The sequence below is a fragment of the Cupriavidus sp. 96C5-1 genome (genome assembly GCF_057798855.1).
Genome location: NZ_JBYOJU010000001.1, coordinates 432124 through 445724, shown reverse-complemented (window position 1 = coordinate 445724; position 13601 = coordinate 432124). Strand labels below are relative to the sequence as shown.

The window sequence follows — 13601 nt, the reverse complement described above, 5'->3', positions numbered from 1 at the left end:
ACGGCGCGGGAGCGCCGGTGAGCGTGTCGAAGTCATAGCGGCATGCTACGCTCGGATCCCTGAACCGAAAAATGAATAATTGAGATCGCAATCATCTCGGCACGAGATGATTGGCTTGTGCCGGCAATGCCCGCCGCAGGTTTCGATTCCGGTTTCGGTCGGCATCCGGCAACTACCCCCTCAAGGCTTCAAGGCGATCGCAATGGACCTGGCTTCCCTGGAAATCTTCCGCTCCGTGGTCGAGGAGGGCGGCGTCACCCGCGCCGCGGCCCGCCTGCACCGCGTGCAATCCAACGTCACCACCCGTATCCGGCAACTGGAGCGCTCGCTCGGCGTCGAGCTGTTCCTGCGCGACGGCAAGCGCATGGTCCTGACGCCGGCGGGACAGACCCTGTTCGACTATGCCCGGCGCGTGCTCGACCTGGCCGAGGAAGCGCGCCAGGCCGTGCTCCCGGCCAAGCCGCAGGGGCGCCTGCGCATCGCCTCGATGGAAAGCACGGCGGCCAGCCGCCTGCCTGCCGTGCTGGCCGCCTATCATCAGGCCTGGCCGGAGGTGCAGCTCGAACTGGTGACCTGCCCCACGCGCCAGGCCCTGCAGGCGCTGGCGCGCTTCGAGGTGGACTGCGCCTTTGTGGCCGAGCCGCTGGACGATCCTGCGCTGGCATCGCTGCCGGTCTTCCAGGAGGAACTGGTGCTGGTGGCGCGCGAGCATCACGCGCCCATCCACGCACCGGCCGACCTGGAAACCCGCACCATGCTGGCCTTCGAGCCGGGCTGCAATTACCGCATGCGGCTGGAAAGCTGGCTTGCCGGCGGCGACAGCCCGCCACGCCGGGTGCTGGAACTGGGCTCCTATCACGCCATCATTGCCTGCGCGGCCGCCGGCATCGGCGTGGCCATCGTGCCGCGTTCGGTGCTTGGCCTGTACCGCGACCTGCCCAGGATCAGTCTTCACGCGCTGGGCGCGGCAGGCAAGGTCGACACCCTGCTGGCCTGGCACCCCGCCATGGCCAATACCGCGCTGCGCGCGCTCGTCGATACATTGCGTGCGCCGCGGCCCGGTCTCGCCGCAGCGGCCTGAGTCGATCGCCTGGGATGTGCCCGGCAGGATGTGCCCGTTCGCCTACACTGGAAGTGGCGCCGCGTTTGCACCCCTCGTGCCGGCGTCACTGCCATGAAGTATGCCCCGATGCTCCTGCGATGGCTTGCCGCCGGCCTCTGTCTGGCCGTGGCCGCCACGGTGGCCACGCCGTCCGCCCCGGCCAATGCGCAGGCAAGTGCGCCCTACGGCGCGAGCGGCGCCATCCCCGGCCTGGCGGCAGCGGCAACCACTGCCGTCGTGGCCGCCGCGCCGGTCGCCACCGCCAGCGCCACGGCCCCCGTGGTCGTGATCCCCCTCAAGGGAGCGGTCAGCCCCGCCAGCGCCAACTTCATCCTGCGCGGCATGACGCACGCGCGCGAAGCCGGCGCGCAATTGATCGTGCTGGAAATGGACACGCCGGGCGGCCTGGACCTGTCGATGCGCGAGATCATCCAGGCCATCCTGGCATCGGAGATACCGGTGGCCAGCTATGTCTACCCGGGCGGCGCGCGCGCCGCCAGTGCCGGCACCTACATCCTCTATGCCAGCCATATCGCGGCGATGGCGCCCGGCACCAACCTCGGCGCCGCCAGCCCGGTACAGATCGGCATCGGCGGGCCGCAAAAGCCGGAAGCGGTGCCGGCCTCGGCGCCCGCCGGCGCCCCCCCGCAGGACACCATGGAGCGCAAGCAGATGCACGACGCCTCGGCTTATATCCGCGGCCTGGCGCAACTGCGCGGTCGCAACGCCGAGTGGGGCGAGCGTGCGGTGCGCGAGGCGGTCAGCCTGTCGGCGGACGAGGCCGTGGCGCAGCATGTGGCCGACCTGGAGGCGCCCGACCTGCCCGCCCTGCTGCGCGCCCTTGACGGGCGCCGGGTCCAGGCGGCCGGCGTGCAGCGCGTGCTGCGCACCGCGCAGGCACCGGTGCAGGTGCAGGAGCCGGACTGGCGCGACCGCTTCCTGGCGGTCATCACGGATCCCAGCGTGGCGCTGATCCTGATGATGGCCGGCATCTATGGCCTGATCTTCGAATTCTCCACGCCGGGCATGGTGGTGCCCGGCGTCGGTGGCGCGATCTGCCTGCTGCTGGCGCTGTTCGCGCTGCATATGCTGCCGGTCAGCTACGCCGGACTGGGGCTGATCGCGCTGGGCATCGGCTGCATGGTGGCCGAACTGTACCTGCCGACCTTCGGCGCGCTTGGCGTGGGCGGCATCATCGCCTTTATCTTCGGCGCAGTGATGCTGATCGACACGGATGTGCCCGGCTTCGGCATTCCGCTGTGGCTGATCGGCAGCCTGGCGCTGGCGAGCGCAGTCTTCCTGTTTGCCGTCTGGACGCTGCTCTGGCGCGCGCGGCGCATGCCGTCGATCAGTGGCGGCGATGCGATGATCGGCACGCCCGGCGTGGTGCTGGAGGACCTCCGGGACGATGGCTGGGCCGAAATACGCGGCGAACGCTGGCGCGTGCACAGTGCCCTGCCGCTGACGCAAGGCCAGCGTGTGCTGGTGATCGGGCGCCACGGCCTGCTGCTGGAGGTGCGCGCTGTCGACACGGTCCCAATTCAATCATCCACCCAAGGAGCATGATCATGGCATTCGGATTCAGCGCGGGCGGCCTGGTCTTCATCATTGCCCTGCTCATCGTTTCCTCCATCCGCGTGCTGCGCGAGTACGAGCGAGGCGTGGTGTTCATGCTGGGACGCTTCTGGAAGGTGAAGGGGCCGGGGCTGGTGATCCTGATCCCGGCGGTGCAGCAGATGGTGCGCGTGGACCTGCGCACCGTGGTGATGGACGTGCCGCCGCAGGATGTGATCTCGCGCGACAACGTGTCGGTCAAGGTGAACGCCGTGGTGTACTTCCGCGTGATCGACCCGGAGCGCGCCATCATCCAGGTGGCGAATTTCCTCGAGGCCACCAGCCAGCTGGCGCAGACCACGCTGCGCTCGGTGCTGGGCAAGCATGAACTCGACGAGATGCTGGCCGAGCGCGAGCAGCTCAATATCGACATCCAGAAGGCGCTGGACGCCCAGACCGACAGCTGGGGCATCAAGGTCTCCAACGTGGAAATCAAGCACGTCGACCTCAACGAGACCATGATCCGCGCGATTGCGCGCCAGGCCGAGGCCGAACGCGAGCGGCGCGCCAAGGTGATCCATGCGGAAGGGGAATTGCAGGCGTCGGAAAAGCTGCTGGAAGCGGCGCAGATGCTGGCCAGGGAGCCGCAGGCGATGCAGTTGCGCTACCTGCAGACGCTGACCCAGATCGCGGGCGACAAGAGTTCGACCATCGTGTTTCCGCTGCCGATCGATATCTTGACGCTGGTGGGAAAGCTGAGCCGCGGGCAGACGTGAAAAAAGGCGCCGGAGCGCCTTTTTGATACTGCGGGGGGACTGAAAGTCCCGGCTGTCACTCCCGCGAGAGGGAGTGACAGCCGTCGTCATTGCAAACGGCTCTGGCGCATCCTGCCGGCTTCGTCCAGTGCCGGAGACTTACCTCAGACCTTGCCTGCCACCCACTCGCCAACGCCCGCCAGCGCCTTCGGCAGATTGGCCGGCTCGGTGCCGCCAGCCTGCGCCATGTCCGGACGGCCGCCGCCCTTGCCGCCGACCTGCTGGGCGACAAAGTTGACCAGTTCGCCGGCCTTGACCCTGGCTGTGGCATCGGCGGTCACGCCAGCAATCAGGCTGACCTTGCCGTCGGCCACGGCGCCCAGCACGATGGCCGCGGTGCCCAGCTTGTCCTTGAGCTTGTCCATGGTCTCGCGCAGCGTCTTGACGTCGGCGCCGTCGAGCTGGGCGGCCAGCACCTTGATGCCCTTCACGTCGATGGCCTGCGCCGCCAGCTCGTCGCCCTGCGAGGCGGCCAGCTTGCTCTTGAGGCGTTCCAGCTCCTTCTCCAGCGCCCGCACCTGCTCCTGCACCTGGCCGATACGCGGCACCAGTTCGGACGGCTGCGCCTTGAGCGCGGCGGCGGCTTCGTTCAGCCTGGCATCCAGCGCCTGGAGGTAATGCAGCGCGTTGTCGCCGGTGATGGCCTCGACGCGGCGGATGCCCGCCGCCACGCCGCCTTCCACCACGATCTTGAACACGCCGATATCGCCGGTGCGGGTCACGTGGGTGCCGCCGCACAGTTCCTTGGAACTGCCGATCGACAGCACACGCACGTCGTCGGCGTACTTTTCGCCGAACAGCGCCATGGCACCGCTCTTGACAGCGTCGTCAAAAGGCATGATCTCGGCGCCGGTGGCCGCGTTCTGCAGGATCTCGGCGTTGACGATTTCCTCGACACGGCGGATCTGCTCGTCGGTCAGCGGCGCATTGTGCGAGAAGTCGAAGCGGGTCTTGTCGGCATCCACCAGCGAGCCCTTCTGCTGCACGTGGCTGCCCAGCACTTCGCGCAAGGCCTTGTGCATCAGGTGGGTGGCCGAGTGGTTGCGCACGGTGCGCGCGCGGCGCTGCGCGTCGACCTGCGCGGTGACGCTGTCGCCGACCTTGAGCGCGCCGCCCGCCAGGGTGCCCTGGTGGCCGAACACGTCGGCCTGCACCTTGGTGGTGTCGGCCACGGTGAAGACGGCGCTGCCGCCCTGCAGTTCGCCCTGGTCGCCGGCCTGGCCGCCGGACTCGGCGTAGAACGGCGTGTTGTCGAGCACCACCACACCGGTCTGGCCCGGCTGCATGGCGTCGACGGCGGCGCCGTCCACATAGAGTGCCGTGATCTTTGCGCCATCGACGGCCAGCTTCTCGTAGCCGTGGAAGGCGGTCTTGTCGCCCTTGTACTCCAGGCCCGCGGCCATCTTGAACTTGCCGGCGGCACGGGCCTGCTCGCGCTGGCGGTTCATGGCGGCGTCGAAGGCAGCCTCGTCGACGGTGATTTCCTGTTCGCGGCACACGTCCTGCGTCAGGTCGAGCGGGAAGCCGAAGGTGTCGTGCAGCTTGAAAGCGAGTTCGCCGTCGAACACCTTGCCGCCCTTGAGCTTCAGCCCGGCCAGCGCCGCATCGAGGATCGACATGCCGTTCTCGATGGTCTCGAAGAAGCGCTCTTCCTCCACCTTGAGCACTTCCACCACGCGCGACTCGGCTTCGGCCAGCTCCGGATAGGCTTCGCCCATCTGCGCCACCAGGTCGGCCACCAGCTTGTGGAAGAACGGCGTCTTCTGGCCCAGCTTGTAGCCATGGCGGATGGCGCGGCGGACGATCCGGCGCAGCACGTAGCCGCGGCCTTCGTTACCGGGGATCACGCCGTCGACGATCAGGAAGGCGCAGGCGCGGATGTGGTCGGCGATGACCTTGAGCGAATTCTGGTTGAGGTTGTCGGTATGGGTCTCGCGCGCAGCGGCCTTGATCAGTGCCTGGAACAGGTCGATCTCATAGTTGCTGTGCACGTGCTGCAGCACCGCGGCGATCCGTTCCAGGCCCATGCCGGTATCGACGCAGGGCTTGGGCAGGCGCGGCATATTGCCTTGATCGTCCCGGTTGAACTGCATGAACACCAGGTTCCAGATCTCGATGTAGCGGTCGCCGTCTTCGTCGGGAGATCCCGGCGGGCCGCCCCACACTTCCGGGCCGTGGTCGTAGAAGATTTCCGAGCAGGGGCCGCAGGGGCCGGTGTCGGCCATCTGCCAGAAGTTGTCGGAAGCGTAGCGCGCGCCCTTGTTGTCGCCGATGCGCACGATGCGCTCGGCCGGCACGCCGACTTCCTTGGCCCAGATGTCGTAGGCTTCGTCGTCTTCCGCGTACACCGTGACCCACAGCTTGTCGGCCGGCAGCTGGTAGACCTTGGTCAGCAGTTCCCACGCGTACTGGATGGCCTCGCGCTTGAAATAGTCGCCAAACGAGAAGTTGCCGAGCATTTCAAAGAAGGTGTGGTGACGCGCGGTGTAGCCCACGTTCTCCAGGTCGTTGTGCTTGCCGCCGGCGCGCACCGAACGCTGCGACGAGGTCGCGCGGGTGTATGGGCGCTTGTCGGTGCCCAGGAACACGTCCTTGAACTGCACCATGCCGGAATTGGTGAACAGCAACGTCGGATCGTTCCCCGGCACCAGGCTGGACGAGCGGACCACGGTGTGGCCCTTCGATTCGAAGTACTGCAGGAACTTGCTGCGGATGTCGGAGACTTTCATGTTCTGGGCAAGGGCGTCCCGCGGCATGGCAGGGCGCTGTCGGTCAGGATGGATTTGCAAACCATTGATTATACGGGGAAGCCTGCCTGCGCGGCGCGCCGCCGGGGATTCGCCCCGCCCGGCCGGCGCCAGGCGATCCGGGCGGCTGCCGATGTGCTTCCGGCGGCCCGCCGGTGGTAAAGTGCAGGCTGTCCCAGCCGGACGCCCCAGGGCCTGTTCTCGCACCAGCGCCCGATTGCCCTGCAAGCCGCCACCCTGAACAGACGGCGGGGCCGCCCGGCCGTCCCTTGCCCACCCTTGCCGGATCCGCCTGACACCCCATGGGAGCTTTAAGCCACCTCCGCGTCCTCGACCTGACCCGCGTTCTCGCCGGGCCCTGGTGCGCCCAAAACCTTGCCGACTTCGGCGCCGACGTGATCAAGATCGAGCGCCCCGGCGCCGGCGACGATACCCGCACCTGGGGCCCGCCCTGGCTGCAGGACGCCGACGGCCGCGATACCGCGGAGGCCGCCTACTACCTGGCCGCCAACCGCAACAAGCGCTCGGTAACCTGCGACATCAGCACGCCCGAGGGCCAGGAACTGGTACGCGCGCTGGCCGCCCAGAGCGATGTGGTGCTGGAGAACTACAAGGTCGGCCAACTGAAGAAATACGGCCTGGACTACGACTCGCTCAAGGCGGTCAAGCCCGACCTGATCTACTGCTCGGTGACCGGCTTCGGCCAGACCGGCCCCTATGCGGCGCGTCCGGGCTACGATTTCATCGTGCAGGGCATGGGCGGCTTCATGAGCCTGACCGGCGAGCGCGACGACCTGCCCGGCGGCGGCCCGCAGAAAGCCGGCGTGGCCATCTCCGACCTGATGACCGGCCAGTACGCCACCATCGCCGTGCTGGCCGCGCTGGCCCACCGCGAGCGTACCGGCTGCGGCCAGTACATCGACATGGCCCTGCTCGACGTGCAGGTGGCCATGCTGGCCAATATGAACACCAACTACCTGGCCAGCGGCGTGGCGCCCAAGCGCTGGGGCAATGCCCATCCGAACATCGTCCCCTACCAGACCTTCCAGGCCGCCGACGGCTGGATCATCGTGGCGGTGGGCAACGACGGGCAGTTCCGCAAGTTCGTCGGCGCCGGCGGACAGCCCGAACTGGCCGACGACCCGCGCTTCGCCACCAACCCGCAGCGCGTGGCGCACCGCGACGTGCTGGTGCCGGTGCTGGCCGAGATGGTCAGGCCGCGCAGCCGGGCCCAGTGGATCCTGGACCTGGAAAGCGCCGGCGTGCCCTGCGGCCCGATCAACACGCTGGACGACGTCTTCGAGGATGCCCAGGTCAAGGCGCGCGGCCTGCGCGTGGACCTGCCGCACCCCAGCGCCGGCGAGGTCAAGCTGGTGGGCAGCCCGATCAAGATGAGCGCGACCCCGCCGGAAGCGGTGCGCCACCCGCCGCTGCTGGGCGAGCATACCGACGCGGTGCTGGGCGAGATGCTGGGCTACACGCCCGGGCAGATTGCTGCGCTGCGCGCCAAGGGCGTGCTGTAAGGCGCCCGCCGCCGTAGCCGAACCAGCCGTAGCCGTAGAGAATCGAGCAAAGAGCCTTGCCCTGCGCGCGCCGGCAGCCGGCGCATGCCCAACCACAAGAGAAAAAGGAGTTTGGATGCTGACCGACGCCCTGCTGGCTTTCCTGCACTTCACTTTCATCTTCCTGCTGATCGCCTTGATGACCGCCGAGGCCGTGGTACTGCGGCCCGGCATCACGCCGGCCACGCTCAAGCGGCTGTCGGTCTACGACCTGTTCTACTTCCTCTCGGCCATGGCGGTGCTGGCGACCGGCCTGCTGCGCCTGTTCTACGGCGCCAAGGGCGCGCAGTTCTATCTGCACAACCCCTGGTTCCACGCCAAGATCGGCGTGTTCGTGGTGATCGCCCTGTGCTCGCTGCCGCCGACCTTCGCCATCCAGCGCTGGCGCCGCCAGGCGCGCAGCCTGCCGGATTTCGTGCCGGTGCCTGCCGAGCTGAAATCCGCCCGCCGCTGGGTCATGATCGAGGCGCACCTGCTGATCCTGCTGCCGCTGTGCGCGGTCATGATGGCGCGCGGCATCGGCATGCGGTGAGGCCCGCCGTCCGCCCCGGCGCACCCCCATTCCCCATCCATACCAACGCAATCCCATGGTCTTCAAGCAACGACTCGCAGCGGCGCTGTTCGCCGCCGCCCTGCCAGCCATCGGCGCCCTTGGCGCCATCAGCGCCGCGCCGGCCGCCGCCGCTGCCGCCTATCCGGTCAAGCCGCTCAAGTTCGTGGTGCCCTATCCGGCCGGCGGCCCGCTCGACACGGTTGCGCGCGCCATCGGCGACAAGCTCAAGGACAGCCTGGGCCAGCCCGTGGTGGTGGAAAACCGCCCCGGCGCCGGCGGCAATATCGGCGCCGACTATGTGGCAAAGCAACCTGCCGACGGCTACACCATCGTGATGGGCGCCGTGGCCACCCACGCCATCAACCCGAGCCTGTTCGCCAGGATGCCGTACGATCCGGTGAAGGACTTCAGCCCGATCACGCTGGTGGCCGACGTACCCAATGTGCTGGTCATGCATCCCGGCAAGGCCGCCGAGCTGCGTATCAGCAATGTGCGCGAACTGGTGGATTACGCACGCAAGAATCCCGGCAGGCTGGACTACGCCTCGGGCGGCAACGGCAGCGCCGGCCACCTGTCGGGCGAACTGTTCAAGAGCATGGCCAAGGTCAGCATGGTGCACATCCCCTACAACGGCGCCGCGTCCGCGCAATTGTCGGTGCTGTCCGGCCAGACCGACATGATCTTCGACAACCTGGCCTCGGCCACGGCGAATATCCGGGCCGGCAAGCTCAAGGCCTTCGCCGTCACCACCGCCACGCGCGCCGCCGCCTTCCCCGAGTTGCCGACCATCGCCGAAGCCGGCAAGGGCCTGGGTCTGGAAGGCTTCGACATCTCCACCTGGTTCGGCGTATTCGCGCCGGCCAACACCCCGAAGGAGATCGTCGAGCGCCTCAATCACGATATCGTGGCGATCCTGAAGACCGACGACATGAAGGCGAAGCTGGCCCGCATCGGCGCGCAGCCAGCCCCCACCACGCCGGAGCAGTTCGCGGCGCTGGTGCAGCGCGAACTGAAAAAGTACGCGCAGATCGTCAAGGTGTCCGGGGCCAAGGTGGACTAGCACACCGATGGCGGGAAAGCCGCTCCGGCATGACGAAACGGCCCGCGCTTGCGGGCCTTTTCCTTGCTTCAGGCTTTACTCCCCCGCTTCCGTGCGCGGCAGCAGCAACCCCACCTGCATGATGCGCGGCCCGTCCATCCGCGTCACGGTCAGTTTCAGCCCGGCGATCTCCACGGCGTCACCTTCCACTGGCGGTGACGTAAAGGCCTCCTGCATGGCAGCCTCCAGCGTCCGCGCCGCCTCGGCGGCAGTCAGTTCGCGCGTGCCATAGAGTCCCGCCACGTCGCGCAGCATGGCATCGCCGGACAGCAGGAAATCGTGGCTGGCCTTGCCCCAGGCCGGCGCCGGGCCGGGCCGGTGAAACAGCACCGCCAGCATCGGCACGCTGGCAGCCGGTGCCATGATGGAAACGACGTCGCCAGCGCGCAGCACGGTCTGCCCGGGAGCGGCCAGGGCCTTGTCGCGCACCACCGTCAGCAAGCGGCTGCGCGGCGGCAGTTCAAGCTGGTCGGCACGCAGGTTCTCGACCGGGGCATTGGCCTCGACCGCGAACTGCATCACGTCAAGCGCGGGCGCGTGGGTGCCGTGCAGGCGCGCGCGCGCCAGCGGCTCCGGGTAGGCCGGGCGGAGCACCCGCGCCAGCCTGGCGGCCAGCGGCACGGTAGTGCCCTGCAGCAGCAGGCTGGTCAGCACGACCGCGAAGGCGATGCGGAACAGCAGGCCGGAGTCGGGCATGCCTTGCAGCATCGGGAACAGCGCCAGCACGATGGGCACCGCCCCGCGCAATCCCATCCATGCCACGAAGCCCTTCTCCCGCGCGCTGAAGCGGAACGGCAGCAAGGCCAGCCAGACCGCGGCCGGGCGCGCCACCAGCATCAGGAAGGCAGCCACCGCCACCGCCGGCAGCGCCACGTCCCAGATCCGGTGGGGCGCCACCAGCAGGCCCAGCAGCAGGAACATCACGGACTGCGCCAGCCAGGCCATGCCGTCCATGGCGCGCATGGTGTCGGCGCTGACCGCGCGCTCGCGGTTGCCCACCAGGATGCCGGTCAGGTAGACCGCCAGGAAGCCGCTGCCGCCCGCGGTCTGCACGATGGCGAACACCATGGCGCCGCCCGAGCACAGCAGGATGGCCTGCAGGCCTTCGGCCACGCGCATGCGTTCCATGACATTGGCAAGACAGTAGCCCAGGCCAAGCCCTAGCGCACCGCCCACGCCGAACTGCACCACCAGGCGCCAGGCCAGCGCACCGGCGCTGAGGCCGGCGGGCGCGCCAATCCAGTCGATCAGGGTGAGGGTCAGGAAGATGGCCATCGGGTCGTTGATGCCGGACTCGATCTCCAACACGCTCGCCACCCGCTCCTTGAGCCGGATGCCGCTGGTATTGAGCAGCGAGAATACCGCCGCCGCATCGGTCGAGCCGACGATGGCGCCCAGCAGCAGGCCCAGCTTCCAGTCGATCTCCAGCACCCAGGCGGCGAACAGGCCCACCATGCCGGTCGTGACCAGCACGCCGACGGTGGCCAGCGACAGCGATGGCCGCAGCGCCACCCGGAAGGTGGCCAGCCGGGTGCGCAAGCCGCCATCGAGCAGGATCACGGCCAGCGCCAGGTTGCCGACCAGGAAGCTCAGCCAGGTATTGTTGAAACGGATGCCTCCCGGTCCGTCCACGCCGGCCAGCATGCCGACCGACAGGAAGACCAGCAGGAAGGGCACGCCCAGGCGCGCCGAAAAAGCGCCGACCACAATGCCCAGGGACATCACGATGGCGCCGATCAGGATGACGTGGTCGATGCTTTCCAAAACGGCTTCCCTTTCCATGCCGTGCCGTATCGACCACAGGCTGCGGGCGCGCAGGCAACGGCAGTGCAGCCAGCGATGATAGCGCAGCACAAAGTCGGGGCTACCGCGGCGATGCGCAAGGATCTCTCGGGGCGACGACGGACCATCCGGATGTCATTAATGTATCCCTAGGGAGATACCCGGACATTGACCATTTTTGCAGACATCCGAAAGGTAACTGAAAGGTCTTCCCCTTAATTTCCACCCTGCCCGCGGCAGGAGGGGTGCGCGCTCTTTTTTTTAGCGCCGCGACATCAGCCACCGCACGGATTTCAAGCAAGTTTTATCGAGGAGAATCATTTTGCGCATACGTAGCCAAAAGGACTTTGCCTCCGGCCTGATGTTCATCCTGGTCGGATTCGGCTTTTCCTGGGTCGCACGCGGCTATTCCATGGGAACCGCCGCCAAGATGGGCCCGGGGTATTTCCCGTTCTGGCTCGGCGTCGTGCTCGCCCTGCTGGGCGCGCTGGTGCTGTGGGGCGCCCTGTCCGCCAAGAAGGAAGAAGATCAGCTGGCGCGCTGGGACATCAAGACGCTGTTGTGGATCCTGGGCGCCGTGGTGCTGTTCGGCCTCATGCTCAAGCCGCTCGGCATGGTGCTGTCGGTGCTGGTGCTGGTGCTGGTGTCGTCGATGGCCAGCCACGAGTTCAGCTGGAAGGGCGCCATCGCGAACGCGATCATCCTGGTGCTGATCAGCATGGGCGCCTTCGTGTACGGCATCAATCTGCAGATGCCGGTATGGCCTGCATTCTTGGCAGGTTAAGGAGACGGCCATATGGAACTACTAGCCAACCTGGGCCTCGGTTTCTCGACCGCCCTGACCCTGCAAAACCTGGCCTACGCCTTCCTGGGCTGCGTGCTGGGTACCCTGATCGGCGTGCTGCCGGGCCTGGGGCCTCTGGCCACCATCGCCATGCTGCTGCCGGTGACCTACACGCTGCCGCCGGTGGCCGCGCTGATCATGCTGGCCGGCATCTACTACGGCGCCCAATACGGCGGCTCCACCACCGCCATCCTGGTCAACCTGCCGGGTGAATCGTCATCGGTGGTGACTACCATCGATGGCTACCAGATGGCGCGGCGAGGACGAGCGGGGGTGGCGTTAGCGACCGCCGGCCTGGGCTCGTTCTTCGCCGGCTGCGTGGCCACCCTGATCCTGGCCGCGTTCGCCGCGCCGCTGTCGGAGCTGGCCTTCAAGTTCGGTCCCGCCGAGTACTTCTCGCTGATGGTGCTGGGGCTGATCGGCGCCGTGGTGCTGGCCTCCGGTTCGCTGGTCAAGGCGATCGCCATGATCGTGCTGGGCCTGCTGCTGGGCCTGGTCGGCACCGACGTGAACTCGGGCGCCGCGCGCTTCTCCTTCGATGTGCCCGAACTCACCGACGGCCTGAATTTCGTCTCGGTGGCGATGGGCGTGTTCGGCTTCGCGGAAATCATCGCGAACCTGGAACAGAAGGATGCCCGCGAGACCTTCACCGACCACATCACCAACCTGTTCCCGACCAGGGACGACTTCAAGCGCATGATCCCCGCGGTGCTGCGCGGCACCGTGCTGGGTTCGGCGCTGGGCATCCTGCCTGGCGGCGGCGCGGCGCTGGCCTCCTTCGCGGCCTACTCGCTGGAAAAGAAGACCTCGAAGTACTCGCATGAATTCGGCAAGGGCGCCATCGAAGGCGTGGCCGGTCCGGAATCGGCCAACAACGCCGCCGCGCAGACCTCCTTCATCCCGCTGCTGACGCTGGGCATTCCACCCAACGCCGTGATGGCGCTGATGGTGGGCGCGATGACCATCCACAACATCCAGCCGGGCCCGCAGGTCATGACCAGCAACCCCGCGCTGTTCTGGGGCCTGATCGCCTCGATGTGGATCGGCAACTTCATGCTGATCATCCTGAACCTGCCGCTGATCGGGATCTGGGTGAAGCTGCTGAAGGTGCCTTACCGCTACCTGTACCCGGCCATCCTGACCTTCTGCTGCATCGGCGTGTACTCGGTCCAGAACACCACCTTCGACGTGTTCCAGACCGCGGCCTTCGGCGTGATCGGCTACCTGTTCATCAAGCTCAAGTGCGAGCCGGCGCCGCTGCTGCTGGGTTTCGTGCTGGGGCCGATGATGGAAGAGAACTTCCGCCGCTCCCTGCTGCTGTCGCGCGGCGAGTTCAGCGTGTTCGTGACCCGTCCGCTGTCGCTCGGCCTGCTGATCGCCGCCGCGGTGCTGGTGCTGATCGTGGCGCTGCCGTCGATCAAGAACAAGCGCGAGGAAGCGTTCCAGGAAGAATAACCAGGATAACCAGGCACGTCTCGCGGCCTGCCTCGGCGCAGGCTGCGAGGGACGTCGCCAGCCAGCCTCTCAAGGTGCCGTCAGGCAC

10 protein-coding genes are annotated in these 13601 nt (G+C 67.5%); 8 read left to right on the top strand and 2 right to left on the bottom strand.

Annotated features, from left to right (window positions below):
- Window positions 1-202 precede the first annotated feature (202 nt).
- The 3 genes from AC3FOF_RS02050 (at window position 203) to AC3FOF_RS02040 (ending at window position 3432) form a co-directional block, all read left to right on the top strand.
- Window positions 203-1081: a LysR family transcriptional regulator gene (locus AC3FOF_RS02050; protein WP_488725641.1), complete on the top strand. Its 879-nt coding sequence runs from the start codon at window positions 203-205 to the stop codon at window positions 1079-1081.
- A 93-nt stretch (window positions 1082-1174) separates the two neighbouring features.
- Window positions 1175-2668: an NfeD family protein gene (locus tag AC3FOF_RS02045; RefSeq protein ID WP_488725640.1), complete on the top strand. Its 1494-nt coding sequence runs from the start codon at window positions 1175-1177 to the stop codon at window positions 2666-2668.
- Between the two features lie 2 nt (window positions 2669-2670).
- Window positions 2671-3432 carry a slipin family protein gene (locus AC3FOF_RS02040; protein WP_035813344.1) on the top strand — a complete coding sequence of 254 codons (762 nt, stop codon included), beginning with the start codon at window positions 2671-2673 and terminating at the stop codon, window positions 3430-3432.
- A gap of 143 nt (window positions 3433-3575) precedes the next feature.
- On the opposite strand, the gene alaS is transcribed toward AC3FOF_RS02040, so the two are convergent.
- Window positions 3576-6200 (bottom strand): alanine--tRNA ligase, encoded by a 2625-nt coding sequence (gene alaS / locus AC3FOF_RS02035; protein WP_276267004.1) that lies wholly within the window; start codon window positions 6198-6200, stop codon window positions 3576-3578.
- Between the two features lie 320 nt (window positions 6201-6520).
- Here alaS and AC3FOF_RS02030 point away from each other — a divergent pair, with 320 nt between their 5' ends.
- From AC3FOF_RS02030 to AC3FOF_RS02020, 3 genes are all read left to right on the top strand, one after another.
- Entirely contained in the window at window positions 6521-7741 is a 1221-nt protein-coding gene (locus AC3FOF_RS02030; RefSeq protein WP_276267003.1) for a CaiB/BaiF CoA transferase family protein, read from the top strand.
- Between the two features lie 115 nt (window positions 7742-7856).
- Window positions 7857-8312 (top strand): DUF2214 family protein, encoded by a 456-nt coding sequence (locus AC3FOF_RS02025; RefSeq protein WP_276267002.1) that lies wholly within the window; start codon window positions 7857-7859, stop codon window positions 8310-8312.
- Between the two features lie 55 nt (window positions 8313-8367).
- Window positions 8368-9393, top strand: a complete 1026-nt coding sequence (locus tag AC3FOF_RS02020; RefSeq protein WP_488725639.1) for a tripartite tricarboxylate transporter substrate binding protein — start codon at window positions 8368-8370, stop codon at window positions 9391-9393.
- 75 nt (window positions 9394-9468) lie between these two features.
- Here AC3FOF_RS02020 and AC3FOF_RS02015 read toward each other — a convergent pair whose 3' ends face one another.
- Window positions 9469-11196: a potassium/proton antiporter gene (locus tag AC3FOF_RS02015; RefSeq protein WP_488725638.1), complete on the bottom strand. Its 1728-nt coding sequence runs from the start codon at window positions 11194-11196 to the stop codon at window positions 9469-9471.
- Window positions 11197-11536: 340 nt separating this feature from the next.
- On the opposite strand from AC3FOF_RS02015, the gene AC3FOF_RS02010 reads away from it, so the two are divergent.
- Together AC3FOF_RS02010 and AC3FOF_RS02005 are read left to right on the top strand one after the other, a co-directional pair.
- Window positions 11537-11998, top strand: a complete 462-nt coding sequence (locus tag AC3FOF_RS02010; protein WP_017227360.1) for a tripartite tricarboxylate transporter TctB family protein — start codon at window positions 11537-11539, stop codon at window positions 11996-11998.
- A gap of 12 nt (window positions 11999-12010) precedes the next feature.
- On the top strand, window positions 12011-13513 hold the full coding sequence (locus AC3FOF_RS02005) for a tripartite tricarboxylate transporter permease (RefSeq protein ID WP_276266999.1): 1503 nt from the start codon (window positions 12011-12013) through the stop codon (window positions 13511-13513).
- Window positions 13514-13601 lie beyond the last annotated feature (88 nt).

What these genes read in the sequence shown, in the direction of transcription:
- AC3FOF_RS02050 (WP_488725641.1), top strand. Translation starts at nt 203, where the DNA reads ATGGACCTGGCTTCCCTGGAAATCTTCCGCTCCGTGGTCGAGGAGGGC.
- AC3FOF_RS02045 (WP_488725640.1), top strand. Translation starts at nt 1,175, where the DNA reads ATGAAGTATGCCCCGATGCTCCTGCGATGGCTTGCCGCCGGCCTCTGT.
- AC3FOF_RS02040 (WP_035813344.1), top strand. Translation starts at nt 2,671, where the DNA reads ATGGCATTCGGATTCAGCGCGGGCGGCCTGGTCTTCATCATTGCCCTG.
- alaS (WP_276267004.1), bottom strand. Translation starts at nt 6,200, where the DNA reads ATGAAAGTCTCCGACATCCGCAGCAAGTTCCTGCAGTACTTCGAATCG.
- AC3FOF_RS02030 (WP_276267003.1), top strand. Translation starts at nt 6,521, where the DNA reads ATGGGAGCTTTAAGCCACCTCCGCGTCCTCGACCTGACCCGCGTTCTC.
- AC3FOF_RS02025 (WP_276267002.1), top strand. Translation starts at nt 7,857, where the DNA reads ATGCTGACCGACGCCCTGCTGGCTTTCCTGCACTTCACTTTCATCTTC.
- AC3FOF_RS02020 (WP_488725639.1), top strand. Translation starts at nt 8,368, where the DNA reads ATGGTCTTCAAGCAACGACTCGCAGCGGCGCTGTTCGCCGCCGCCCTG.
- AC3FOF_RS02005 (WP_276266999.1), top strand. Translation starts at nt 12,011, where the DNA reads ATGGAACTACTAGCCAACCTGGGCCTCGGTTTCTCGACCGCCCTGACC.